Raw genomic sequence first — 25154 nt, forward strand, 5'->3', positions numbered from 1 at the left:
GAAGAACAGCTGAGCCAGCCCAGTAGAACCGAACGGGTGGGTCCGTCATCGCCCGAAGTGAGTGGCGCACATCAAGTGCGCAAGCGGGGTGGTACCGCGGCGCTCGCGTATCGCGCGACGTCGTCCCCGTGCCTGGACTTGTGGCACAGGAGACAACGCAGCACCGTGACCGCCTATCCGAAGCCGAGCAGCGGAGCGCCGGACTTCCCGGCGCTCGAAACCGACGTCCTCGACTACTGGGAGCGCGACGACACGTTCCGGGCGAGCATCGCCCGACGTGACGATGCGCCGGAATACGTGTTCTACGACGGCCCGCCGTTCGCCAACGGCCTGCCGCACTACGGGCACCTGCTCACCGGGTACGTCAAGGACATCGTGCCGCGCTACCGCACCATGCGCGGCTACAAGGTCGAGCGCCGGTTCGGCTGGGATACGCACGGCCTGCCCGCCGAACTCGAGGTGCAGCGCCAGCTCGGCATCACCGACAAGGCCCAGATCGAAGAGATGGGCATCGAGAAGTTCAACGACGCCTGCCGGGCGTCGGTGCTCAAGTACACCGACGAATGGCGTGCGTACGTCACCCGCCAGGCGCGCTGGGTGGACTTCGACAACGACTACAAGACGCTGGACCTGGGCTTCATGGAGTCGGTGATCTGGGCGTTCAAACAGCTCTGGGATAAGGGCCTGGCCTACGAGGGCAACCGGGTGCTGCCGTACTGCTGGAACGACGAGACCCCGTTGTCCAGCCATGAGCTGCGCATGGACGACGATGTCTACCAGAGCAGGCAGGACCCCGCGATCACCGTCGGCCTGAGAGTCACCGACGGCCCGTTCGAAGGGGCCTATCTGTTGATCTGGACCACCACGCCGTGGACGCTGCCGTCCAACCAGGCCGTAGCCGTCAATCCGGATGTCACCTATGTCCACGTCCAGGGGCCCGACGGAAGGCGCTACCTGCTGGCCCAGGCGCGGCTCGCGGCGTACGCGCGCGAACTCGGCGAGGAGCCCGAGGTGCTGGACACCGTCGCCGGCCGCGACCTGCTCGGCGCGCGCTACCTGCCACCGTTTGCGTACTTTGTCGATGATGACAAGGCGCACAACGCATTTCAAGTGCTACCCGCCGAGTTCGTCAGCACCGAGGACGGCACCGGGATCGTGCACATGTCACCGGCCTACGGCGAGGACGATATGGCCACCGCTCAGGCCGCGGGCATCGTCGCCGTCACACCGGTCGACGCCAAGGGCCGGTTCGACGACACCGTGCCCGACTACACCGGCCAACACGTCTTCGACGCCAACCCGCAGATCATCCGCGATCTGAAGGACGGTGCCGCGGGCGCAGCCGTCAATGGCGCGGTGCTGCTGCGCCACGAGACCTACGACCACTCCTATCCGCACTGCTGGCGGTGCCGCAACCCGTTGATCTACCGCGCGATGTCGTCGTGGTTCATCAAGGTCACCGACTTCCGCGACCGCATGGTAGAGCTGAACCAGGACATCACCTGGTATCCCGAACACGTCAAGGACGGTCAGTTCGGCAAGTGGCTGGCCGGCGCGCGGGATTGGTCGATCTCGCGAAACCGCTACTGGGGCACGCCGATTCCGGTGTGGAAGTCCGACGATCCAAGATATCCGCGCATCGACGTCTACGGCAGCCTCGACGAGTTGGAACGCGATTTCGGGGTGCGCCCCAAGGACCTGCACCGGCCCTACATCGACGAGTTGACCCGGCCCAACCCCGACGACCCCACCGGCCGCTCGACCATGCGCCGCATCGAGGATGTGCTCGACGTGTGGTTCGACTCCGGATCCATGCCGTTCGCGCAGGTGCACTACCCGTTCGAGAATCAGAAATGGTTCGACGGGGTCAGCGCCGGCGACGGGGCCGAGGACTCTGACCAGCGCGTCGAAGCGCACTTTCCGGGCGACTTCATCGTCGAGTACATCGGCCAGACCCGCGGCTGGTTCTACACGCTGCACGTGCTGGCCACCGCGCTGTTCGACAAGCCAGCGTTCAAAACCTGTGTGGCACACGGGATCGTGCTGGGCAACGACGGGCAGAAGATGAGCAAGTCGCTGCGCAACTACCCCGACGTCACCGAGGTGTTCGACCGTGACGGTTCCGACGCGATGCGCTGGTTCTTGATGGCGTCGCCGATCCTGCGCGGTGGCAACCTCATCGTCACCGAGCAGGGCATCCGCGACGGCGTGCGCCAGGTGCTGCTGCCGCTGTGGAACGCCTATACGTTCTTGTGCCTGTACGCGCCGAAGACGGGCACCTGGCGCACCGACTCCACGCACGTACTGGACCGCTACATCCTGGCCAAGCTCGCCGCGTTGCGCGACGATCTGACCGAGGCGCTCGATGTCTGCGACATCTCCGGCGCCTGCAACCAGTTGCGCCAGTTCACCGATGCGCTGACGAATTGGTATGTGCGGCGGTCGCGTTCGCGGTTCTGGGAGGAAGACCCCGACGCGATCGACACGCTGCACACCGTGCTGGAGGTCACCGCCCGGTTGGCGGCGCCGTTGCTGCCGTTGACCACGGAGAAGATCTGGCGTGGCGTGACGGACCAGCGGTCGGTGCACCTGACCGACTGGCCGGAAGCCGATCTGCTGCCCGCCGACACCGACCTGGTTGCGACCATGGACCTGGTTCGGGAGGTGGCCTCCGCGGGCTCGTCGTTGCGCAAGGCCAAGAAGCTGCGGGTGCGGCTGCCGCTGCCGAAACTGACTGTGGCGGTGGAGAACCCGCAACGTCTGCAGCCGTTCATCGACCTGATCGCCGACGAGCTCAACGTCAAGTCGGTGGAGCTGACCGACGATATCGCGGCGTACGGTCGCTTCGAGCTCACCGTCAACGCCAAGGTCGCCGGGCCGCGGCTCGGCAAGGACGTACAGGCGGCGATCAAGGCGGTCAAGGCGGGCGAGGCGGTGGTGAATGCCGACGGCACGCTGACGGCGGGTCCGGCGGTGCTTGGGCCCGAGGAGTACAGCTCGCGGCTGGTGGCCGCGGATCCCGACTACACTAGTGCGCTGCCCGACGGGGCGGGCCTGGTGGTGCTGGACGCGACCGTGACACCCGAACTGGAGGCCGAAGGCTGGGCGCGCGACATGATTCGCGAGTTCCAGGAAGCCCGGCGGCGCTTCGGCCTCGATATCGGCGACCGCATCGAACTGGAGTTGACCATTCGAGATTTTCCCGATGGTTGGCGCGGCGGCTTGTCGGATCTCATCGCCAACGAGCTGTTGGCGACGAGCTTCACCATCAAGACCGACCCGAGTCTGCAACTTCACGCACAGGATGATTCCGGGCTCGACATGGTCAGCGGTGCATTGAAGCGCGAGGATGGCGAGTGGATGACGGGGACTGTGGGCGGCGGCTACCCATTCCGCCTCAGGAGAAGGAACGAGAGCCAGAAGAGCTAACTTTCGCGCGTGCGTTAGCCCCGCTGGGAGCACGCCGCCGAGTGTGGCCTAGATATACGCGTTTCGCGAATCTGCGTGACATAACCCCACACTCGGCGCCCGGAGTGAGCGTTAGGCGCGCACGACCACCGCGGTGCGCCCGGCGAGCGATACCTCGTCGCCGGCGCTGAGCTTTCGACCGCGTCGTTGCTCGACTTCGCCGTTGACGCTGACCAGGCCGTTGGCGATGACGGCCTTGGCGTCGGCGCCGGAATCGATCAGCCCGGCGAGCTTGAGAAACTGGCCGAGCCGAATGGTGTCGTCGGTGATCGCGACTTCATCAGTAGCCACCCCGCCAGGATGACACGACCCCAATAGCATCAGCAGATGTGGACGGTCGCTGGGTGCTGCACCTCGACATGGACGCATTCTTCGCGTCCGTCGAGCAGCTGACCCGGCCCACCCTGCGCGGGCGTCCCGTGCTGGTGGGCGGGCTCGGCGGTCGCGGCGTCGTGGCGGGCGCGAGCTACGAGTCGCGGGTGTTCGGCGCCCGCTCGGCGATGCCGATGCACCAGGCGCGCCGGCTGGTCGGCGTGTCCGCGGTGGTGTTGCCGCCGCGCGGTGTCGTCTACGGGGTCGCGAGCCGCCGGGTGTTCGACACCGTGCGCACCGTCGTGCCTGTGCTGGAACAGCTTTCGTTCGACGAAGCGTTCGGCGAGCCCGCCGAGCTGGCGGGCGCGTCGGGTGACGAGGTGGAGGCGTTCTGCCGGGCACTGAAAGCCAGGGTGTTCGACGAGACCGGGCTGGTGGCCTCCGTCGGCGCGGGATCAGGCAAGCAGGTCGCCAAGATCGCCTCCGACCTGGCCAAGCCCGACGGCGTACGGGTGGTGCGCCGCGAGGAGGAGCGTGCGCTGCTCGACCGGTTGCCGGTGCGCCGGCTGTGGGGCATCGGGCCCGTCGCCGAGGAAAAGCTGCATCGGCTCGGCATCGAGACCATCGGGTCGTTCGCCGCGCTGAGCGACGCCGAAGCCGCCAACATCCTCGGCGGCACCGTCGGTCCTGCACTGCACCGGCTCGCCAGGGGCATCGACGAGCGGCCCGTCGCCGAGAACGCGCCCGCCAAACAGATCAGCGCCGAATCCACCTTTCCCGCCGACCTGATCACCCTGGATCAGCTGCGCGAGGCGGTCGCCACCATCGGCGAACACGCCCACACCCGGCTGGAGCGCGACGGCCGCGGCGCACGCACGGTCACGGTCAAGCTGCGCAAGTCCGACATGAGCATCCTCACCCGCTCGGCCACCCTGCCGTACGCCACCGTCGACGCCGCCACGTTGATCGCCACCGCCCGGCGGCTGCTGCTGGACCCGGTCGAGATCGGCCCGATCCGCCTTGTCGGCGTGGGCTTTTCGGGGCTGTCCGAAGTGCGCCAGGAGTCACTGTTCCCCGATCTGGACCTCGTCGCAGAAGAGGTGTCCGACACCGAGTTGCCGCCCACGCTGACCGACGTCGCGGCCACCGCTGTAGCCTGGCGCATCGGCGACGACGTGACGCACACCGAGCACGGACACGGCTGGATCCAGGGCGCCGGGCACGGTGTGATGACGGTGCGGTTCGAGACCCGCGCCACCGGCCCCGGCGTCGCGCGCACGTTTCCCGACGACAGCGCCGACGTCACCCGCGCCAACCCGGTCGACAGCCTGGACTGGTCGGACTATCTCGACGAGCTCAGCCGCTACCAGAGCTCGCCGTAGCCGGTTGCCAGAAGGAACCCGTGTGAGTTGTAGGTCTCACAGCGCACCAAGCCGACGTCTTCGACCGCGCACGAGGCACCCCAGTTCTCCAGCCGCTGTCCCACCGGGAGCACGTCGACGTCGCGGGTGAACGTGGCGGTGTCGGAGTGGCGGTACTGCGCGGGCGCCCAGCTGTTTACGACGGTCTGGTTGGTGCCCGGCGGCGCGTCGCCCGGCACGGCGTCGCAACCCACCGGACCTCCGTTCGGCCCGATTCCGCAGGAGCGGCCGTCGGGCGTCTTGAAGAAGACGTAATAGAAATCGTCGGGTGTGCTGTACCGGCCCTGGGCAACCGGGTAGTCGCGGATGTCCTTGACGTCGAGGTCGGGTGCCGGTTGGGCGGCCGCGACCGGTGCCACGGTGACAACCAGGCCGACGAGGGCGGCGGCGAGGGCGGCGCAACAAACAGTCACCGCTCCTCTTTATCAACCCCAGCGGGCGAAGGCATCCGCGATGGGGCAATCGGCGCCCAGCGCCGCCATCAACAGCACCCGGGCCTGCGGCGAGCGCAGCCGCGGCACCACGACGGCGCCCGCGTCGGCCAGTTCGGCGCCGGGTCCGTAGCTGGCGGTCACCCGCCCGCCGGGGACGCGCGTGGTCACTGCCACCGCGACACCCGCACCGCAGTGCCGTCGCACCCCGTCGATCAGCGCTTGCCCGGCGTTGCCCGCACCGAGCGCCTCCAGCACGATGCCCCGGGCTCCCGCGGCCACACACGCGTCCAGCGCCGCCGTGTCCGCGCCGGGATAGGCGGTGACGATGTCGACCCGCGGGGCGGCGGCCGCCGACAGCGCACCGAGGTACGGCCGTTCCTTCGAGGCGTGCAGCGTGACGTCACCGTCGGCGACGGTGCCGAGCGCCCGGCCGGCAAAACACTGCAGGTCGTCGGTCGTCTCCTTGTGCATCGCCAGCGGCTGCCAGACCGTGTGCGCGAAGCACACCGCGACGCCCAGACCGCGCGCCGTCGGGCTGACGGCCAGCGTCAGCGCGTCACGCAGGTTGGCCGGTCCGTCGGCGTCGGCGGCGTCCGCACTGCGTTGGGCGCCGGTGAGCACGACTGGCACCGCACCGTCGTAGGTGAGTTCCAACCACAGCGCCGTCTCCTCCATCGTGTCGGTGCCGTGGGTGATCACCACACCGGCCGCTTCGGCGGGCAACGCTGAACGGATCCGGTCCCAGTCGGCCGGGGTCAGCTGCGAGCTGTCGACGGCCATCAGGTCCACGACCTCCACGTCGAGGCCCGAGGTCAGGTCCGCGCCGCTGCGGGCCGGGCGCTTGATGCCGTCGTCGCCGGCGGCCGCGGCGATGGTGCCACCGGTGGTGACGACAACGAGGCGAGCCATGGGCCGAATTCTTCCTCATCGAATCTTTGGAATGATGGGGGAGTGACTGATGAAGCCCGGCCCGTGACCGACGAGGGCGAGCACGCCGCAGTGCCGGCCGACGCGGCGCCGCAGCCTGCGCCGAAACGCCGGCTGCGCATGCTGCTCACCGTCGCTGCGGTGGTGTTGGCGGCCGACATCGTCACGAAGGTGCTCGCGGTGAAACTCCTGACGCCAGGGCAGCCGGTGTCGATCATCGGCGATACCGTGACCTGGACCCTGGTGCGCAACTCCGGGGCGGCGTTCTCGATGGCGACCGGTTACACGTGGGTGCTGACATTGATCGCGACGGGCGTGGTGATCGGCATCATCTGGATGGGCCGCAGGCTGGTGTCGCCATGGTGGGCCGTCGGACTGGGCATGATTCTCGGTGGTGCGATGGGCAACCTGGTCGACCGGTTCTTCCGCTCGCCGGGTCCGCTGCACGGCCACGTCGTCGACTTCCTGTCCATCGGCTGGTGGCCGGTGTTCAACGTGGCCGACCCCTCGGTGGTCGGTGGTGCCATCCTGCTGGTGGTGCTGTCGCTGTTCGGGTTCGATTTCGACACGGTCGGTAGGCGTAGCGCCGGCAACGACGGCGGCTGATGGCCAGCCGATCGATGCCGGTCCCCGACGGGCTGGCCGGGATGCGCGTGGACGCCGGATTGGCGCGGCTGCTCGGGTTGTCGCGGACGGCGGTTGCCGCCATGGCCGACGACGGCGGCATCAACCTGGACGGTTCGCGGGTCGGCAAATCCGACAAGCTCACGGCCGGGGCGTGGCTAGACGTGCAGTTGCCGGAAGCCCCTGCGCCGGTTGAGAATACGCCCGTCGAGATCGAGGGCATGGCGATCCTGTACTCGGACGCCGACATCGTGGCGGTCGACAAACCGCCCGGCGTGGCGGCCCACGCCACCGTCGGGTGGAGCGGGCCGACGGTGCTGGGCGGGCTGGCCGCCGCCGGGTATCGCATCAGCACGTCGGGCATCCACGAGCGCCAAGGCATCGTGCACCGCCTCGACGTCGGCACCTCGGGTGTCATGGTGGTGGCGCTGTCCGAGCGTGCGTACACCGTGCTGAAGCGGGCGTTCAAACAACGCACCGTCGAGAAGCGCTATCACGCGCTGGTACAAGGACATCCGGATCCGTCGAGCGGAACCATCGACGCGCCGATCGGGCGGCACCGGGGCCACGACTGGAAATTCGCGGTCACCGAGCACGGCAGGCACAGCATCACCCACTACGACACCCTGGAAGCCCACCAGGCCGCCAGCCTGCTCGACATCGAGCTGGAAACCGGGCGTACCCACCAGATCCGCGTGCATTTCGCCGCGCTGCATCACCCCTGTGTCGGTGACCTCACCTACGGCGCGGACCCCACCCTGGCGAAACGGCTTGACCTGACCCGCCAGTGGTTGCACGCCAGGTCGTTGGCCTTCGCGCATCCGGCCGACGGCCGGCGCGTGGAGATCACCAGCCCATACCCGGCCGATCTGCAGCACGCCCTTGACGTGCTGCGCAAACACGAACTGTGACCCAGACCCGTCGATCCGGGTTGTTGTTCGGGGTCGGCGCCTACGTCTGGTGGGGTTTGTGCCCGGGTTTCTTCCTGCTGCTGCTGCCGGCCACCGCGACCGAGGTGCTGGCGCACCGCTTCGTGTGGAGCGCCGTGTTCCTGCTGACGATCCTGGCGGTCGCGCACCGGATCGGTGACCTGCGTCGGCTCAGCAGGCGGGCCTGGCTGCAGCTGTTGGCCGCCTCGGCGTTCATCGCGATCAACTGGGGCACCTACATCTGGTCCGTCACCAACGGGCACGTGGTGGACGCCGCGCTCGGGTACTTCATCAACCCGTTGATCAGCGTGGCGCTGGGGGTGGTGATTTTCCGGGAGCGGCTGGGTACCTGGCAGCTGGTGGCGTTGGTGCTGGCGGTCGTCGCGGTGGCGATCCTGACCGTCGAGGTGGGCGAGCCGCCGTACATCGCGCTCGTGCTGGCCGTGTCGTTCGGTCTGTACGGGCTGATCAAGAAGGTGGTCGATGCCGACCCGCGGGTGAGCGTGACGGTGGAAACGCTATGGGCGCTGCCGGCGGCGATCGGCTACCTGCTGTGGCTACAGGCCGTCGGGCAGGCGCACTTCGTCAACCACGGGCCCGACCAGGCCGCGCTGCTGTTGCTGGCCGGACCAGTGACCGCAATCCCGTTGCTGCTCTTCGCCGCTGCGGCGCAGCGTTTGCCACTTGTGACGCTGGGCGTGTTGTTCTACCTGAACCCGGCGCTGCAGATGGCCTGGGGCGTGGTCGTCGGAGGTGAGCCGATGCCGCCTGCGCGCTGGCTGGGCTTCGCGTTGATCTGGATGGCGCTGCTGGTGTTCAGCTTGGACGCCGTGCGGCGCGCGCGAGACGATCGGCGCGCGTTGGCGTTGGCCGCTGACAGCTAACTTCGCGTGCCCTCGGCGACACGTTGCTGTTGACCTTGATTCAGCAATGCCCTAGCGTTTGCTCGTGACCTGTCGGAACGAGCTGGCGCGAGGTGGACGCGGACGTGGCCGTCCGGCCGGATCCGACTCAGGCGAGACGCGCGCGAGCATCCTGCGCGCGGCACGCCACGTATTCAGCGAACGCGGCTACGAGGCGACGACGTTTCAGGCCATCGCGCAGCGCTCCGGGTTCAGCCGCCCGACGATGCATTACTACTTCGACACCAAAGAGCAGATCTACGACGAGCTGGGCCGACAAGCCCATGCGATGGTGTCCGATTGCATCGCGGTCGCCAAACGCGAGCAGAACCTGCTGAAACAGTTAACGGCGTTCGTTGCCGCCGTGCGCCGGGCGGACACTCCCGACGGCTCGGCCACCCGGTTCGTCATCACGTCGCGCCTGGACCTGCACCGCAGCCCCGCGCTGCGCGGCGGCAGCTCACTCATCGCCGAAGCGGTGGGCGGATTCTACCGCTGGCTGGTCGAGGACGCGGCACGGCGCGGCGAGGTCCCCGCCGACGTCGACGTGGCCGCCGTCGCCGATCTGCTGGCCGCGATGTTTTGGGGGGTGGGTTTTTTCGCCGGCTTCGTGCATTCGTCCACCGACGTCGACGAAATTGCCAAGCAACTACATCGACTCCTGGCAGGGAGATTGCTGGACGGTCCGTCGTGCACCCGGCCGCTCACTGCCGCCCCGACCTGAGAAGGGCCGGCCAGAGACACGCAGCGCGACACGCCGGGAAGTGTCGCAGCTCGGCCATAGACTGGCCTGCCTATGAGCGGTTCGTCTTCGCGGTCCTTCGTGCACCTCCACAACCACACCGAGTACTCGATGCTGGACGGTGCCGCGAAGATCACGCCGATGCTTACCGAGGCGCAGCGCCTGGAGATGCCTGCGGTCGGGATGACCGACCACGGAAACATGTTCGGCGCCAGCGAGTTCTACAACAAGGCGACCGAGGTGGGAATCAAGCCGATCATCGGTGTCGAGGCCTATATCGCCCCGGCGTCGAGGTTCGACACCAAACGCATCCTGTGGGGTGATCCGGGCCAGAAGAGTGACGACGTCTCGGGCAGCGGTTCCTACACCCATATGACGATGGTCGCCGAGAACGCGACCGGGTTGCGCAACCTGTTCAAGCTGTCGTCCCTGGCGTCCTTCGAGGGCCAGTTGGGCAAGTGGTCGCGGATGGACGCCGAACTCATCGCCGAACACGCGGCCGGCATCATCGCTACCACCGGCTGTCCTTCCGGCGAGGTGCAGACCCGGCTGCGGCTCGGCCATGACCGCGAGGCGCTCGAGGCGGCCGCCAAATGGCGCGAGATCTTCGGGCCCGACAACTTTTTCCTCGAGTTGATGGATCACGGCCTCGACATCGAACGGCGCGTGCGCGAGGGTCTGTTGGAGATCGGCCGCAAGCTCGGCATCCCGCCGCTGGCCACCAACGACTGCCACTACGTCACCCGCGACGCCGCCCAGAACCACGAGGCGCTGTTGTGTATCCAGACGGGAAAAACGCTGTCGGATCCCAACCGGTTCAAGTTCGACGGTGACGGCTACTTCCTGAAGTCCGCCGCCGAGATGCGCGCCCTGTGGGACGACCAGGTGCCCGGAGCCTGCGATGCCACGCTGCTGATCGCCGAACGGGTGTCGTCCTACGCCGACGTGTGGGAACAGCGCGACCGGATGCCGACATTTCCGGTGCCGGAAGGCCACGACCAGGCGTCCTGGCTGCGCCATGAGGTCGACGCGGGGCTGGCGCGACGCTTCCCGGCGGGGGTCCCGCAGCACTACGTCGACCGCGCGGCCTACGAGATCGACGTCATCTGCGCGAAGGGCTACCCGTCGTACTTTCTGATCGTGGCCGACCTGATCAACTACGCACGCTCGGTCGACATCCGGGTGGGTCCGGGCCGCGGATCGGCGGCGGGATCGCTGGTCGCCTACGCGCTGCGGATCACCGACATCGACCCGATCGAACACGGGCTGCTGTTCGAGCGGTTCCTCAACCCCGAACGCGCGTCGATGCCCGACATCGACATCGACTTCGACGACCGTCGCCGCGGTGAGATGGTGCGCTACGCCGCCGAGCGCTGGGGTAACGACCGGGTGGCCCAGGTCATCACGTTCGGCACCATCAAGACCAAGGCCGCGCTCAAGGACGCGGCCCGGGTGCACTACGGGCAGCCCGGCTTCGCCATCGCCGACCGGATCACCAAGGCGCTGCCGCCGCCGATCATGGCCAAGGACATCCCCGTCGCCGGGATCACCGACCCCAACCATGAGCGGTACAAGGAAGCCGCCGAGGTCCGCAACCTGATCGACACCGACCCCGACGTGCGCACGATCTACGAAACCGCGCGCGGCCTCGAGGGTTTGGTCCGCAATGCGGGCGTGCACGCCTGCGCGGTGATCATGAGCTCCGAACCGCTGATGGATGCCATCCCGCTGTGGCGGCGTCCGCAGGACGGCGCCGTCATCACCGGTTGGGACTACCCGTCGTGCGAAGAAATCGGCCTGTTGAAGATGGACTTCCTCGGGCTGCGCAACCTGACGATCATCGGCGACGCGCTGGAGAACATCAAAGCCAACCGCGGCATCGACCTGGATCTGGACACCGTCCCGATGGACGACCCGGCGACCTACGAGCTGCTGGGCCGCGGGGACACGCTGGGGGTGTTCCAGCTCGACGGCGGGCCGATGCGCGATCTGCTGCGCCGCATGCAGCCCACCGGGTTCGACGACATCGTCGCGGTGCTGGCGTTGTACCGGCCCGGCCCGATGGGCATGAACGCCCACAACGACTACGCCGACCGCAAGAACGGCCGCCAGGGGATCAAACCCATCCACCCCGAGCTCGAGGAGCCGTTGCGCGACATCCTCGCCGAGACCTACGGCCTGATCGTCTACCAAGAGCAGATAATGCGCATCGCGCAGAAGGTGGCCGGTTACTCCCTGGCCCGAGCCGACATTCTGCGCAAGGCCATGGGCAAGAAGAAGCGCGAGGTGCTCGACAAGGAGTACGAGGGCTTCTCCGACGGGATGAAAGCCAACGGGTTTTCCGCCGGTGCCATCAAGGCGTTGTGGGACACCGTATTGCCGTTCGCCGACTACGCGTTCAACAAGTCGCACGCAGCCGGCTATGGGCTGGTGTCGTACTGGACCGCCTACCTCAAGGCCAACTACAAGGCCGAGTACATGGCGGGGCTGCTGACGTCGGTGGGCGACGACAAGGACAAGGCGGCCGTCTACCTCTCCGACTGCCGCAGGCTCGGCATCACGGTGCTGCCCCCGGACGTCAACGAGTCCGCGGTGAACTTCGCCTCCGTGGGGGAGGACATCCGGTACGGGCTGGGCGCTGTGCGCAACGTCGGTGCGAATGTCGTTGCGTCGCTGATTAATACCCGTACGGAGAAGGGTAAGTACATCGACTTCTCCGACTACCTGAACAAGATCGACATCGCCGCCTGCAACAAGAAGGTGACCGAGTCGCTGATCAAGGCGGGCGCGTTCGACTCGCTGGGCCATCCGCGCAAGGGTCTGTTCCTGATTCACACCGACGCGGTCGACTCGGTGCTGGGCACCAAGAAGGCCGAGGCGATGGGCCAGTTCGACCTGTTCGGCGGCGCCGACACCGCCACCGACGCGGTGTTCACGATCAAGGTGCCCGACGAGGAGTGGGAGGACAAGCACAAACTCGCGCTCGAACGCGAGATGCTGGGCCTGTACGTATCGGGCCATCCGCTCAACGGAATCGCCCATCTGCTGACCGCGCAGGTCGACACGCAGATCCCAGCCATCCTCGACGGTGACGTCCCCAACGACACTCAGGTGCGCATCGGCGGCATCCTCGCCTCGGTGAACCGCCGGGTCAACAAGAACGGACTGCCCTGGGCCTCAGCGCAATTGGAGGACCTCACCGGCGGGATCGAGGTGTTGTTCTTCCCGCAGACCTACTCCATGTTCGGTGCGGAGATCGCCGACGATGCGGTGGTGCTGGTCGGCGCGAAGGTGGCGATCCGCGACGACAGGATCTCGGTGATCGCCAACGAGTTGGTGGTGCCGGACTTCTCCACCGCCGTATTGGACCGGCCGGTGGCGGTCAGCCTGCCGACGCGGCAGTGCACGGTCGACAAGGTCAGCGCGCTCAAACAGGTGCTGGCCCGCCACCCGGGCACCTCGCAGGTGCATCTGAGGCTGATCAGCGGTGAGCGGATCACCACCCTGGAACTGGATTCGTCGCTGCGGGTGACGCCGTCGTCGGCGTTGATGGGTGATCTCAAGGCCCTGCTCGGTCCCGGCTGCCTCGGCGGTTGATCCGCGGCCGTCGATCAGCGTCGGACGCCGGCCCAGGGTTGTTCGTTTCTTTCGCGCCGGTCAGCTTCGTCGGCTCGGTCTTTTATCCAGCGATCTTCGAAGCTCTCACCCGGACGCACGTTGGGTAGGCGGTTCATCACACGGCTGAGCCGCTCGGGCGCGGTGGCCGGTTCCCACTGTGGCAGCGCCATGGTGAGTGCGTACAGGGTTTTCAGCACCACAAAGATCCCGAACAACGCTGCGGGCGTATCGGTCATCGCCATACCGAAAAGACCGAAAATGAGTGTCAGATGGACGACGCCGACGCGTCCGAGGCCGCGGTAGGCCGTCCGCTCGATCCGCAAGAAGGTCCAACTGCGCACCCGAACGAGATCGACAGCGAGATCGATGACGAGTAAGACCAGCACGATCACGCACCCGGTCAGCACGCTTGGCCAGGCCACCACAGCGAGACCGCGCTGGCCACTGTGGTCGAGCAGGAGCAAAATCACGCCGAGGAAGATGCCGTGCGCCGCGCAGAACGCCAGGCTGGTGATGAGAAAACCGCTGATGAAGGACGACGACTGGGCGCCGCGCCGGTCGGGTGCCTGATACGCGAAATGTCCGCGGCGAGGACGCAACCGCTGATGCGCGGCGATGAGGACCGCGACACACACCGATCCCGCAAGGTTCTCGAACCAGTACACCGCGAGGGTCGTCCCGGCTGACCAGTCCCCGATGAACCAACCTGCAGCCGGAACAGCGTTGACTGCCAGCAGCGTGATCAACCGGGTCACGGCGAGTATCGTCGCACGCTCGCCCGGTACATCGACCGCGCCGAAGCATACGAATTTGACGCCCGACGCTGCCCCGGTGGCCGCCGGCCTATCGACGTTGCGTCAACTCGTCCAGAATCAGTCGGTGCTGCCGGAACGCTGAAACGGGCGCAGAAAAAGCCACGTCACGGTGGCTGCGGCCGCGGCGGCCAGCACAGCCGGCGCCGCCGACATCGTCGCGAACGCCACGATCGCCAGGACCACGAAACCGATGACCAAAGACAGCACCTTGTACACCGGCCAGGGAACGCCGGCGATGCTGACTTCGTCGCGTACGGTCATATGGCCACGATAGCTCGTAACCGAAGTTTCGGCTAGCCGAAACACTGGATCCGGGGATCGGATCACATAGCGGATCTAAGGTGGTCACATGGCTTTTTCCGGAGAATACGAGCCCAGCCCGTGGGACTGGGTGCGCGAACACGCCGACAAGATCCTGGAGTCCGGCACCACCACCGGCGTGGACCTGAATGGTAGGCCGATCATCCTGCTGACCACGGTGGGCGCGAAGACCGGCAAGATCCGCAAGACGCCGCTGATGCGGGTGGAACACGACGGTCAGTACGCGGTCGTTGCGTCGTTGGGCGGCGCGCCGAAGAATCCGGTCTGGTACTACAACGTCAAGGCGCATCCGCTGGTGCAGTTGCAGGACGGCGCGGTCACCAAGGACTACGAGGCGCGCGAGGTCTTCGGCGAGGAAAAGGCGCTGTGGTGGGAGCGCGCGGTCGATGCCTACCCGGATTACGCCGACTACCAGATCAAGACCGACCGGGCGATCCCGGTGTTCGTGTTGACCCCGATTAGCTGATAACCGCAGGTTGGTGGCACCATTGTCCGGTGACCGCTGAACTGAGCCAGAGTATCCGCACGCGTGCGCGGCAACTTCGTGCTGCGGACATTGACGATGCGGCTCAGCGAATTGCCGGCGTGGTGCTGCGCAGCCCGCTGCAGTTCAGCGAACGGCTCTCGGATGCGACCGGCGCCACGGTGTACCTCAAGCGCGAGGATCTACAGCCGGTCCGCTCGTACAAGCTGCGCGGCGCCCACAACATGTTGATGCAGTTGTCCTCGGAGGAGACTGCCGGCGGGGTGGTGTGCTCGTCGGCGGGCAACCACGCCCAGGGGTTCGCGATGGCGTGCCGGTCGATGGGTATCCACGGCCGCGTCTACGTGCCGGGCAAGACACCCAAACAGAAGCGGGACCGGATCCGTTATCACGGCCGTGAGTTCATCGAGTTGATCGTCGTCGGCAAGACCTACGACGAGGCCGCGGCGGCAGCGCTCGACGACGTCGCGCGGACCGGTGCGACCTTGGTGCCGCCCTACGACGATCTGCGCACGATGGCCGGCCAGGGCACCATCGCCGCCGAGATCCTCGATCAACTCGACGAGGAACCGGATCTGGTGATCGTTCCGGTCGGCGGCGGCGGCTGTATCGCCGGTATCACCACGTATCTGGCCGAACGGACATCGGGCACCTCGGTGCTCGGCATCGAACCCGCGGGTGCGGCGGCGATGATCGCCGCGCTGGCCGCCGGCGGGCCGGTGACCCTGAATTCCGTCGACCAGTTCGTCGACGGTGCGGCGGTGAACCGGGCGGGTGAGTTGACGTACGCGGCGCTGGCCGCCGCAGGGGACATGGTGTCGATCACCACGGTCGACGAGGGCGCGGTGTGCACGGCGATGCTCGACCTGTACCAGAACGAAGGCATCATCGCCGAACCTGCGGGCGCGCTGTCGGTCGCGGGGTTGATGGAGGCCGAGATCGAACCCGGATCCACCGTGGTGTGCGTGGTGTCCGGGGGCAACAACGACGTGTCGCGCTACGGGGAGGTGCTCGAGCGTTCACTGGTGCACCTCGGCCTAAAACACTATTTCCTCGTGGACTTTCCGCAGGAGCCCGGCGCGCTGCGGCGTTTCCTCGACGGCGTGCTGGGGCCGGGCGACGACATCACGCTGTTCGAGTACGTCAAGCGCAACAACCGCGAGACCGGTGAGGCGCTGGTCGGTATCGAGCTCAGCTCGGCGGCCGACCTCGAAGGGCTGCTGGAGCGGATGGCGGCCTCCGATATGCACGTGGAGGCGCTCGAACCCGGTTCGCCGGCATACCGTTTCCTGCTCTAGTCACACCGCGGCGTCCACGCGAGGCTCCACAAGCACGAGCGACTCGTCGTGCGCACGGAAGATCGGCTCGAGCGCAACCTCGTGGGCGGCAGCGGCTTCGGTCAACAGCGCCGACCACCGCCGGTCCAGGTGCGAGACCGGCCCGATGCCCGGCCGTGTCAACAGCAGTGCCACCGTGGTGCCCTGTGGAAAGTCGAGCAGGACGTCAGACACCCCGGATATGACCAATTCGGCGAGTTCCGGGTTGGCCCCCGAGCCCAGCGGAATCTGGCTGTACGCCTTGATCATGCACTGGTCGGGACCGACGAAGCCGACCCACAGCAACCGCTGGCCGAATCCGAGCGGCCCCATCAGGGCGCGCCATCGTTGGCATAGGTCGGCGGTCGAGTGGATCGGGTCGGTTGCGGTTTCGATGGGCGGCGGGGGATAGCAGTCGGTCATACCGCCGAGCATCACCCGCGCTCGACGAATTGCGCCAATCAGTTATCCACAGGGTCGTCGCCTGTGGACAGCGACTTGACAACCACGAACGAATGACCCGGCAGCCGGGTGGCTTCCGCGCCGACCGTCGGATCGTCCGAGGCCAGCACCACCTCGCCGGTGACCGGGACGTCGACGGCTTCGATGCCGAGATTGCACGCCACCGCGAACGCGCCGCGGTGCATCACGATCCACCGCTGCGCCTCGTCGTACTCGATCCGCAGGTGGTCCAGCCACGGGTCGGTGAAATCGGAGTGGTTGTCACGCAACGCGATCAGCTGCCGGTAGAGGTCGAGCAGCCGGGCATGGTCGCCGTCGTCGACTTCGTCCCAGTTGAGTTTGGACCGCAGAAACGTCCCGGGGTCCTGCGGGTCGGGGATCTCGTCGGCGTTCCAGCCGTGCTCGGCGAACTCGCGTTTGCGCCCCTCGGCGGTGGCCCTGGCCAACTCCGGCTCCGGATGGGAGCTGAAGAACTGAAACGGCGACGACGAACCCCATTCCTCGCCCATGAACATCATTGCCGTGTAGGGGGATCCGAGTACCAGCGCCGCCTTGACCGCGAGTTGGCCGGTCGTCAGGTTCTGCGACGGTCGGTCACCGACCGCCCGGTTGCCCACCTGGTCGTGGGTCAGCGTGTAGGCCAGCAGTCGGGTCGCCGGAATTGTCGACGTGTCCAACGGCCGGCCGTGGCGGCGGTGCCGGAACGAGGAGTAGGTCCCCGCGTGGAAGTAGCCGTTCTTCAGTGTGGCAGCCAGCGCGTCCAGCGATCCGAAATCGCCGTAGTAGCCCTGACGTTCACCTGATACCGCGGCGTGGATGGCGTGATGGATGTCGTCGTCCCACTGGGCGGTCATCCCGTAGCCGCCGCGGTCACGCGGCGTGATCAGCCGCGGGTCGTTGAGGTCGCTTTCGGCGATCAGCGACAGTGGGCGACCCAACTCCGCTGCCAGCGCGTCGGTTTCGGCGGACAGTTCCTCGAGGATGTGGATGGCGGTGGTGTCCACCAGCGCATGCACGGCGTCCAAGCGCAGCCCGTCAGCGTGGAAGTCCCGCATCCACCGCAGCGCGCAGTCGAGGATGTAGCGGCGCACTTCGTCGGCGTCGGGGCCGGAGATGTTGATGGACTCGCCCCACGGGTTGCTGCCCGACGACAGGTAGGGCCCGAACCGCGGCAGGTAGTTCCCGGACGGACCGAGGTGGTTGAAGACGGCGTCGATCAGCACGCTCAGGCCGCGCGCGTGGCAGGCGTCGATGAGGCGGACCAGCCCGTCGGGTCCGCCGTACGGTTCGTGCACCGCGTACCACAGCACACCGTCGTAGCCCCACCCGTGTGTCCCGCCGAACGCGTTCACCGGCATCAACTCGACGAAGTCGACCCCCAGGTCGACCAGGTAGTCCAGTTTTTCGATCGCGGCGTCGAACGTGCCCTCGCCAGTGAAGGTGCCGACGTGCAGCTCGTAGATCACCTGACCCTCGATCGAGCGGCCCGTCCACCCGTCGTCCGTCCACACCGACGGATCCGGCTGCCACAGTTGCGATCTGTCGTGCACACCGTCCGGTTGGCGGGCGGAGCGCGGGTCGGGCAGCACGGTGTCGTCGAAACCAGCACCGTCGTCGAGAACGAAGCCGTAGCGGGCGTCCGGGCGGGCGGTCACCTCGGCACGCCACCAGCCGTCGTCGCCGCGGTCCATGTCGTAGCGGGTGCCGTCGACGTCGAGACGGACCCGCTCGGGCACCGGCGCCCAGACCGCGAACTCAACCATCGATCTGCTCCAGCAAGGCCACCGGCAGGTCGGCGAACAGCTCAGCGGCCAACACGTCGCCACGGTGCCGGACACCCGAGAGCCGGTCTGCCCATATCCCCGCTGGCAGCGTCAATGACGTGTCGCCCCAGCCGGTTTCGGACAGTCGCACGGAGTGGCGGGTCACTGCGGTCAGCACGTCACAACCGCGCAGGAAGCCCAACAGGTGCTCGGCGGCGGGTCCGTCGGCCAGCATCGGACGGTAGCCGCCCTCAGAAAACGTATCCGGGCGCTCCCGCCGCAGCGCCAGCGCCGCCGCCACCACCCGCAGCTTCGGATGTCGCATCGCGTGCAACGCGTCGCGGCGCACCGAATAGTCGACGGGCCTGCGGTTGTCGGGGTCGACGAGGCTGTCCTCCCACAGTTCGGTGCCCTGGTAGACGTCGGGAACACCGGGCACAGTGAGGCCCAGTAGCTTCTGGCCCAGCGCGTCGCTGTGCGCGTGCGCGTCGAGGCGGGCCACCAGCGACGTCATCTCGGACGCCACCGGCCCGTCGAACACCGCGTCGAGCCACGCGTGCACCGTGGACTCGAAGTCGCTGTCGGGATCGTTCCAGGTGGTGTGCACCGCGGCTTCGCGGATTGCCTTCTCGGCGTAGCCGTGCACTCGCTGCCGCAGGGTGTCGGTGATGTCCCCGTCGGCTGGCCATACGCCGAACAGGTTCTGCCACAGGAAAAGACCGGTGGCCGCATCCGGCGGCGGGGTGGACAGGCCCCATTTGCCGGTCAGCTCCGCCCACAGCGCAGGGACCTGGGACAGCACCCCGATCCTGGCGCGCACATCCTCACCGCGTTTGGTGTCGTGGGTGGTCAGACCGACCATCGCGGCCGGCCATATCCGCGCACGCACCGCCGCCCGTTGATGAAACTCCGCGACGCTGACCCCGAACAGGTGCGGTTCCGAGCCGACCTCGTTGAGCGAGACCAACCGCGCGTCGCGGTAGAACAGGCAGTCCTCCATGGACTTCGCCGTCGCGGCACCGCACAGCTGCTGTAACCGGACGTCGACTTCCGGGCGCGCAGCCAACGCCGCAGCGACCAGCGCTAGCGGGGCCGCCAGATCCGGTCGCACGGTAGCGGTTTGGGCGAACGCGATGGGCAGCACTGCCGACAACGACCGGTAATCGGATCGGTAGACGCCGACGCGGCTGAGCAACGCAGCGATCGCCGCGGGCAGATCGTCGTGGTCGGCGCCGGTGGCGGCCACGACGGTGCGGCGCAACCGGGCCAGCTCGCTGGCCAGGGTCTCGGTCACGGCCTCGGACTTGAGGTTTCGGGCCAGCTCCGGCATCGAGCTGTAGGGCACGCCGGCGGAGTCGAACAGGTTGGTCAGCGGCTGCTCACCGCCGGAATCGAGGAACACACCACCGATTTCGCGCATCACGTCGTATCCGGTGGTGCCTGCGATCGGCAGCGTCGGTTCCAGCGGCTCGTCGGGCGCCAGGATCTTCTCGACGACGATCCACGCATCCGGTCCGGTGAGCTCACGCAACCACGCCAGGTATCCCGTGGGGTCCGACAGCCCGTCGGGGTGGTCGATGCGCACCCCGTCGACCAGGCCCGCGTCGAACCAGCGTTTGACCTCGACATGGGTGGCGTCGAACACCGCCCGGTCCTCCTGACGGAGTCCGGCCAGTGAGGTGATCGAGAAGAAGCGGCGGTAGCCGCAGATGCCGTTTCGCCACCCGATGAGACGGTAGTGCTGCCGCTCATGGACTTCGGCGCCCGATCCGTCACCGGTCCCGGGGGCGATCGGGTACACCAGATCGCCGAGGCGCAGCACGTCACCGTCGACCTGCAGATCAACGACGTCGTCGTCGGAACCCAGCACCGGAAGCACGACCCGCCCGTCGCCTAGCTCCCAGTCGATATCGAAGAACGAGCTGTACGCGGAATCACGGCCGTTTTTGAGCACATCCCACCACCACGGGTTCTGCTCGGGCCGCTCGACGCCGACGTGGTTGGGCACGATGTCAACGATCAGCCCCATGCCGCGTGCCCGCGCCGCCTGCGACAGCCGCGCCAACCCCTGCGGTCCGCCCAACGCCGCCGACACCGTCGTGGGGTCGGTGACGTCGTAGCCGTGGCTGGACCCCTCGGCGGCCGTCAGGATCGGCGACAGGTACAGGTGTGAAACACCCAGCGACGCAAGGTAATCGAGCTGAGCTTCGGCGTCGGCGAAGGTGAAGCAGTCGCCGCGCATCTGCAGCCGATACGTCGAAAGCACCCGGGACGGCATACGCTAGGCGGTCTTACGCATCACCAGCAGGGACCGCGCCTGCAGGGAGATCTTCTCGCCCGCTCCGACCACCAGATCGCTGGCGCCGGTGGGATGCGCGGTGTCCAGCGCGGCGCTCCACTGAGCGGCGTAGTACCCCGTCGGTGCGACGAAGTCCTGCGGTTGGTCGTAGGCGTTGAAACACAGCAGAAACGAATCGTCGACCACACGTTGACCGCGCGCATCCGGTGTCGTGATGGCATCCCCGTTGAGGAACACCGCGACGCATTTGCCGAGACCGTGCTCCCAGTCCTCCAGCGTCATCTCCTCACCCGCGGGGGTCAGCCACGCGATGTCGCGGACCTGGTCGCCGGAGCGGATCGGCTTACCTTCGAAGAACCGTCGCCTGCGGAACACCGGGTGGTCGGTGCGCAACTGCACGACCTTGCGGGTGAACTCCAGTAGGTCGGCGTTTCTCTCGCACAACGACCAGTCCATCCACGAGATTTCGGAGTCCTGGCAGTAGACGTTGTTGTTGCCGCCTTGGCTGCGGCCGACCTCGTCGCCGTGCGAGATCATCGGTGTGCCCTGCGACACCATCAGCGTGCCCATGATGTTGCGCATCTGCCTGGCGCGCAGCGCCAGGATGTCGGGGTCGTCGGTCGGGCCCTCCACACCGCAGTTCCACGACCGGTTGTGGCTCTCGCCGTCGCGGTTGTCCTCGCCGTTGGCCTCGTTGTGCTTCTCGTTGTAGGACACCAGATCAGCCAGCGTGAACCCGTCGTGGCAAGTGACGAAGTTGATGCTGGCGCTCGGGCGCCTGCCGGTCTCCTCATAGAGGTCCGACGATCCGGTCAGCCGCGAGGCGAACTCACCCAGGGTTGCGGGCTCGCCCCGCCAGTAGTCACGCACAGTGTCGCGATACTTCCCGTTCCACTCGGTCCACAAACCTGGGAAGTTGCCCACCTGGTAGCCGCCCTCGCCGACGTCCCACGGTTCGGCGATCAGCTTGACCTGGCTGACCACCGGATCCTGTTGCACCAAGTCGAAAAACGCGCTCAGGCGGTCGACGTCGTAGAACTCCCGGGCCAGGCTGGCGGCCAGGTCGAAACGGAAGCCGTCGACGTGCATCTCCAGCACCCAGTAGCGCAGCGAGTCCATGATCAACTGCAGCGTGTGCGGGTTGCGGGCGTTGAGGCTGTTGCCGGTGCCGGTGAAGTCCTTGTAGAACCTCAGGTCGTCGTCATCGAGGCGGTAGTAAGCGGTGTTGTCGATGCCCCGGAAGTTCAGCGTGGGGCCCAGGTGGTTGCCTTCGGCCGTGTGGTTGTAGACCACGTCGAGGATGACCTCGATCCCGGCTTCGTGAAACGCGCGGACCATGGCCTTGAACTCGGCGACCGCGCCGCCGGCATGTTTGTTCGCTGCGTATTCGTAGTGCGGGGCGAAGAAGCCGAACGTGTTGTAGCCCCAATAGTTTCGCAGACCCAAGTCGATCAGCCGGTGATCGTGGAGGAACTGGTGCACGGGCATCAGCTCGATCGCGGTGACGTTGAGCGACTTGAGGTGGTCGATGATGACCGGATGCGCCAGGCCGGCGTAGGTGCCGCGCAGCTCCTCGGGAATGCCGGGATGGGTCTGGGTCATGCCCTTGACATGCGCCTCATAGATCACCGTCTCGTGGTACGGGGTACGTGGTGCGCGATCCGACGCCCAATCGAAGTAGGGGTTGATCACCACGCTGGTCATGGTGTGGCCCAGGGAGTCGACCTGCGGAGGCACGCCGCCGGACGCCGGGTCCTCGGCGTCGAGGTCATAGGAGTACAGCGCCTGCGAGAAGGCGAAGTTGCCGTGGAAGGACTTGCCGTACGGGTCCAGCAGCAGCTTGCTCGGATCGCAGCGGTGGCCTGCCGCGGGGTCCCACGGCCCGTGCACCCGATAGCCGTAGCGCTGCCCCGGCACGACGGTGGGCAGGTAGCAGTGCCACACGTAGCCGTCGACTTCGTCGAGTGCGATGCGCTGTTCGGTGCCGTCCTTGGCGATCAGACACAGTTCGACCTTCTCGGCCACTTCCGAGAACAGCGAGAAGTTCGTACCGCCACCGTCGTAGGTGGCGCCCAACGGGTAAGGCGCACCGGGCCATACGGTCAATACCGGTGCGCGTCCTGATGTCATCAATCAACCCACCAGCCGGTGGCGGCGGCCATCTGACGACCGAGTTCGGCCGTCATCGTGCGCATGTAGGTGCTGGAGATGTGGTGCGCGTCGTGGTAGACGAGCACATTGCCTTCCACCACGCGGCAGATGTCCTTGCGGCACACCGCATCGCTCATGTCCAGCGGGCGCAGGTTCGGGAATCGCGCGAGGTAGTTGCGCGTGGGGTTGCGCGACGACAGCACGTCGGACCGTTTGATCCCGCACGACGTGGCGTCGCCGCCGTTGGCGATGCAGTCGGCGGCCAGATACGGCTTGTTGTTGCGCACCAGCCAGGGGGTGTCCCGCATAGCCAGCACGGGAATACCGTTGTCGGCGAACGCCTGCCAGATGCCGAGATAGAAGCTCGGCATCACGTCACCGGGTTTGATGTTCCACGGCCGGGTGGATGTGGTGAATACGTAGTCGGGCCGATCGGCGATGAGCTGCGGCAGCACCCGCTCATTCCATTGGCGACATTTCGGGTACGGCCGGTTGTTGCCCATCACCCTCGGCATCTTCTCGGTGCTCAACGGGCAACCCATCTTCAGATAGGTGACGACCTTGAAATGGTGCAGGCGGCCGAGCAGGTCGAGGGCGGTGATCCAGTGCTCGGCGTGCGATCCGCCGGCCAGCGCGATGGTGCGGATGGCGTCTTTGTCGCCGTAGGTGCAGTTGATGATGTCGACGTCGTCGAAGTCGCTGATGCAGCCGTCGGTGGTGGTCTGCGGGATGTCGTTCTTGGCCTCCAGCACCGTCGGGCGCATCGGCAGCTTGGGCACCCGAACCTTCTCGACCAGCGCGCGGGCACCGGGATAATCGCGTGACGAAAGACCGGCCAGCTCTTTGCCGCTCGCGCGTTCGACGATGATGTGCTCCCGCCACGTGAACGATGTCGCGGTCAACGCGACCCCCAGCAGCGCGACCATCGAGCCCAGCACCATCGTCGGCCGTCGCAGCCGGATCCGCAGCGGCACCACAGGCGCCGACGACGCCTGAGCGCGGTAACGCAGCGGGTTCTCCACGTACTTGGTGGTCAGCCAGGCCAGCACACAGGAGACCAGCAGCACGCCGGCACCCTCGAGGAAGCCGGCACTGTTGTGCCCGGTGTAGGCCAGCCAGAAGATCAGCAGCGGCCAGTGCCACAGGTACAGCGAGTACGCCATCGATCCGAGCGAGACGAACGGCGCCGACGCCAGCAACCGGTTGGGCGCGGGCATCCGGCCACCGGTGTGTGGATCGGCCGCCCGGTTCGCCGCCGACAGGATCAGCAGGACCGTCGCGCCCACCGGCACCAGCGCCCACGGGCCGGGGAACTCGTTGACCCCGTCGATCAGCGCGCCGCAGGACAGGATCGCGGCCAATGCCACCACCGCGACCGTCGTGCGCAACCACATCGGCCAGCGCACGTAGGGCACCAGCGCGCCGACCAACGCACCGAGCAGCAATTCCCACGCCCGCGCGAAGCTGTTGTAGTAGGCGGCCGACTGATCGGCGTTGTGGGCGAAGATCGCGTAAACGAACGACGCGACGGTCAGCGCGGTCAGCAGCGCGACGAACACGGCCCGCATATGCCGCCCGAGGATGCGACGGAACAGGTACGCGAACCCGAAGATCAGGATCAAAAACGCGATGTAGAACTGGCCCTGCACCGACATCGACCAGATGTGCTGCAGCGGGCTGACGGCTTCACCGGCGCGTAGGTAGTCCGCCGCGGAGGTGGCCAACTCCCAGTTCTGGTAGTAGCCGAGGCTGGCCAGGCTCTGGGAAGCGAAGGCTTCCCAACGGGTTTCGGGTTGGATGAGGATCGTCAGCACTGCCGACGCCGCGAGCACCACCACCATCGCCGGCAGCAACCGCCGCACCAGCCGCGTCACCTCCGGCACCGGCGACAGCGACGCCCCCGGTTTCATCGCCGCGCGCAGCAGCTTTCCGCCGAAGAAGAATCCCGACAGCGCAAGAAACACGTCCACGCCGCCGGAGACCCGCCCGAACCACACGTGAAAGACCGCGACCAGAAGGATCGCGATGCCACGCAGACCGTCGAGGTCGTGCCGGTAGAACCCCGATGCGCGCGCACTCGTGTTCGCCGTATTGGCGCGCGAGGACTGTCCCGGTCCGGTGGCAGACGCCGGCCGGGGAGGGGCGAGGGTCATCATGGTTGACCGA

19 protein-coding genes are annotated in these 25154 nt (G+C 67.0%); 9 read left to right on the top strand and 10 right to left on the bottom strand.

Going from position 1 to position 25154, the window contains the following annotated elements; translation table 11 throughout:
• Nucleotides 1-165: 165 nt before the first annotated feature.
• Nucleotides 166-3429 carry an isoleucine--tRNA ligase gene (gene ileS / locus ABQE44_RS16195; protein WP_448430820.1) on the top strand — a complete coding sequence of 1088 codons (3264 nt, stop codon included), beginning with the start codon at nt 166-168 and terminating at the stop codon, nt 3427-3429.
• Between the two features lie 111 nt (nt 3430-3540).
• Here ileS and ABQE44_RS16200 read toward each other — a convergent pair whose 3' ends face one another.
• The gene (locus tag ABQE44_RS16200) at nt 3541-3759 is read right to left on the bottom strand and encodes an RNA-binding S4 domain-containing protein (RefSeq protein WP_448394372.1); all 219 of its coding nucleotides are present in this window, start codon (nt 3757-3759) and stop codon (nt 3541-3543) included.
• A 38-nt stretch (nt 3760-3797) separates the two neighbouring features.
• Between ABQE44_RS16200 and ABQE44_RS16205 the strand changes: the two genes are divergently transcribed.
• Complete coding sequence (locus tag ABQE44_RS16205; RefSeq protein ID WP_448394373.1) at nt 3798-5162, top strand: DNA polymerase IV; 1365 nt, start codon at nt 3798-3800, stop codon at nt 5160-5162.
• Here ABQE44_RS16205 and ABQE44_RS16210 read toward each other — a convergent pair.
• Together ABQE44_RS16210 and ABQE44_RS16215 are read right to left on the bottom strand one after the other, a co-directional pair.
• Nucleotides 5144-5614, bottom strand: a complete 471-nt coding sequence (locus ABQE44_RS16210; protein WP_448394374.1) for a hypothetical protein — start codon at nt 5612-5614, stop codon at nt 5144-5146. The two genes, ABQE44_RS16205 and ABQE44_RS16210, sit on opposite strands and share 19 nt — an antisense overlap.
• Nucleotides 5615-5626: 12 nt before the next feature.
• Nucleotides 5627-6544 (bottom strand): asparaginase, encoded by a 918-nt coding sequence (locus ABQE44_RS16215; protein WP_448430822.1) that lies wholly within the window; start codon nt 6542-6544, stop codon nt 5627-5629.
• 63 nt (nt 6545-6607) lie between these two features.
• Here ABQE44_RS16215 and lspA point away from each other — a divergent pair, with 63 nt between their 5' ends.
• The 5 genes from lspA (at nt 6608) to dnaE (ending at nt 13356) form a co-directional block, all read left to right on the top strand.
• A complete protein-coding gene (gene lspA, locus ABQE44_RS16220) occupies nt 6608-7168 on the top strand; it encodes a signal peptidase II (RefSeq protein ID WP_448394496.1) in 561 nt (186 codons plus the stop codon).
• Nucleotides 7168-8097, top strand: coding sequence for an RluA family pseudouridine synthase (locus ABQE44_RS16225; RefSeq protein WP_448430824.1), 930 nt, complete (start codon nt 7168-7170; stop codon nt 8095-8097). The genes lspA and ABQE44_RS16225 overlap by 1 nt, the downstream gene beginning before the upstream one ends.
• Nucleotides 8094-8999 (top strand): EamA family transporter RarD, encoded by a 906-nt coding sequence (gene rarD / locus ABQE44_RS16230; RefSeq protein WP_448430826.1) that lies wholly within the window; start codon nt 8094-8096, stop codon nt 8997-8999. Before ABQE44_RS16225 ends, rarD begins: the two co-directional genes overlap by 4 nt.
• Before the next feature lie 64 nt (nt 9000-9063).
• Nucleotides 9064-9741 (top strand): TetR/AcrR family transcriptional regulator, encoded by a 678-nt coding sequence (locus tag ABQE44_RS16235; protein ID WP_448430828.1) that lies wholly within the window; start codon nt 9064-9066, stop codon nt 9739-9741.
• Nucleotides 9742-9813: 72 nt separating this feature from the next.
• Nucleotides 9814-13356 (top strand): DNA polymerase III subunit alpha, encoded by a 3543-nt coding sequence (dnaE, locus tag ABQE44_RS16240; protein ID WP_448394379.1) that lies wholly within the window; start codon nt 9814-9816, stop codon nt 13354-13356.
• Between the two features lie 14 nt (nt 13357-13370).
• On the opposite strand, the gene ABQE44_RS16245 is transcribed toward dnaE, so the two are convergent.
• Nucleotides 13371-14141, bottom strand: coding sequence for a DUF6498-containing protein (locus ABQE44_RS16245; RefSeq protein ID WP_448394497.1), 771 nt, complete (start codon nt 14139-14141; stop codon nt 13371-13373).
• Nucleotides 14142-14249: 108 nt separating this feature from the next.
• On the bottom strand, nt 14250-14453 hold the full coding sequence (locus ABQE44_RS16250; RefSeq protein WP_448394380.1) for a hypothetical protein: 204 nt from the start codon (nt 14451-14453) through the stop codon (nt 14250-14252).
• A gap of 88 nt (nt 14454-14541) precedes the next feature.
• Here ABQE44_RS16250 and ABQE44_RS16255 point away from each other — a divergent pair, with 88 nt between their 5' ends.
• Together ABQE44_RS16255 and ilvA are read left to right on the top strand one after the other, a co-directional pair.
• On the top strand, nt 14542-14979 hold the full coding sequence (locus ABQE44_RS16255; RefSeq protein ID WP_448394381.1) for a nitroreductase family deazaflavin-dependent oxidoreductase: 438 nt from the start codon (nt 14542-14544) through the stop codon (nt 14977-14979).
• 29 nt (nt 14980-15008) lie between these two features.
• Complete coding sequence (gene ilvA, locus ABQE44_RS16260) at nt 15009-16295, top strand: threonine ammonia-lyase IlvA (protein WP_448394382.1); 1287 nt, start codon at nt 15009-15011, stop codon at nt 16293-16295.
• Here the strand turns inward: ilvA and ABQE44_RS16265 are convergent, their stop codons facing one another.
• Genes ABQE44_RS16265 through ABQE44_RS16285 form a run of 5 tightly spaced genes read right to left on the bottom strand, consistent with a single transcriptional unit; the run spans nt 16296 to nt 25144 of the window.
• A complete protein-coding gene (locus ABQE44_RS16265; protein WP_448394383.1) occupies nt 16296-16736 on the bottom strand; it encodes a hypothetical protein in 441 nt (146 codons plus the stop codon).
• Nucleotides 16737-16774: 38 nt separating this feature from the next.
• The gene (gene treZ / locus ABQE44_RS16270) at nt 16775-18538 is read right to left on the bottom strand and encodes a malto-oligosyltrehalose trehalohydrolase (protein ID WP_448430829.1); all 1764 of its coding nucleotides are present in this window, start codon (nt 18536-18538) and stop codon (nt 16775-16777) included.
• Nucleotides 18531-20816, bottom strand: a complete 2286-nt coding sequence (gene treY / locus ABQE44_RS16275) for a malto-oligosyltrehalose synthase (protein WP_448430831.1) — start codon at nt 20814-20816, stop codon at nt 18531-18533. Before treY ends, treZ begins: the two co-directional genes overlap by 8 nt.
• A 3-nt stretch (nt 20817-20819) precedes the next feature.
• On the bottom strand, nt 20820-22967 hold the full coding sequence (gene glgX, locus ABQE44_RS16280) for a glycogen debranching protein GlgX (protein WP_448394386.1): 2148 nt from the start codon (nt 22965-22967) through the stop codon (nt 20820-20822).
• Nucleotides 22967-25144, bottom strand: a complete 2178-nt coding sequence (locus tag ABQE44_RS16285; RefSeq protein WP_448394387.1) for an acetyltransferase SucT — start codon at nt 25142-25144, stop codon at nt 22967-22969. The genes glgX and ABQE44_RS16285 overlap by 1 nt, the downstream gene beginning before the upstream one ends.
• Nucleotides 25145-25154 lie beyond the last annotated feature (10 nt).

The sequence above is a fragment of the Mycolicibacterium sp. XJ2546 genome (assembly GCF_053483195.1).

Bases quoted from the DNA above. Each gene is read 5' to 3' on its own strand.
- ABQE44_RS16215 (WP_448430822.1), bottom strand. From the start codon at position 6,544: ATGGCTCGCCTCGTTGTCGTCACCACCGGTGGCACCATCGCCGCGGCC.
- ABQE44_RS16225 (WP_448430824.1), top strand. From the start codon at position 7,168: ATGGCCAGCCGATCGATGCCGGTCCCCGACGGGCTGGCCGGGATGCGC.
- dnaE (WP_448394379.1), top strand. From the start codon at position 9,814: ATGAGCGGTTCGTCTTCGCGGTCCTTCGTGCACCTCCACAACCACACC.
- ABQE44_RS16250 (WP_448394380.1), bottom strand. From the start codon at position 14,453: ATGACCGTACGCGACGAAGTCAGCATCGCCGGCGTTCCCTGGCCGGTG.
- ABQE44_RS16255 (WP_448394381.1), top strand. From the start codon at position 14,542: ATGGCTTTTTCCGGAGAATACGAGCCCAGCCCGTGGGACTGGGTGCGC.
- ABQE44_RS16265 (WP_448394383.1), bottom strand. From the start codon at position 16,736: ATGACCGACTGCTATCCCCCGCCGCCCATCGAAACCGCAACCGACCCG.
- treZ (WP_448430829.1), bottom strand. From the start codon at position 18,538: ATGGTTGAGTTCGCGGTCTGGGCGCCGGTGCCCGAGCGGGTCCGTCTC.
- treY (WP_448430831.1), bottom strand. From the start codon at position 20,816: ATGCCGTCCCGGGTGCTTTCGACGTATCGGCTGCAGATGCGCGGCGAC.
- glgX (WP_448394386.1), bottom strand. From the start codon at position 22,967: ATGACATCAGGACGCGCACCGGTATTGACCGTATGGCCCGGTGCGCCT.
- ABQE44_RS16285 (WP_448394387.1), bottom strand. From the start codon at position 25,144: ATGATGACCCTCGCCCCTCCCCGGCCGGCGTCTGCCACCGGACCGGGA.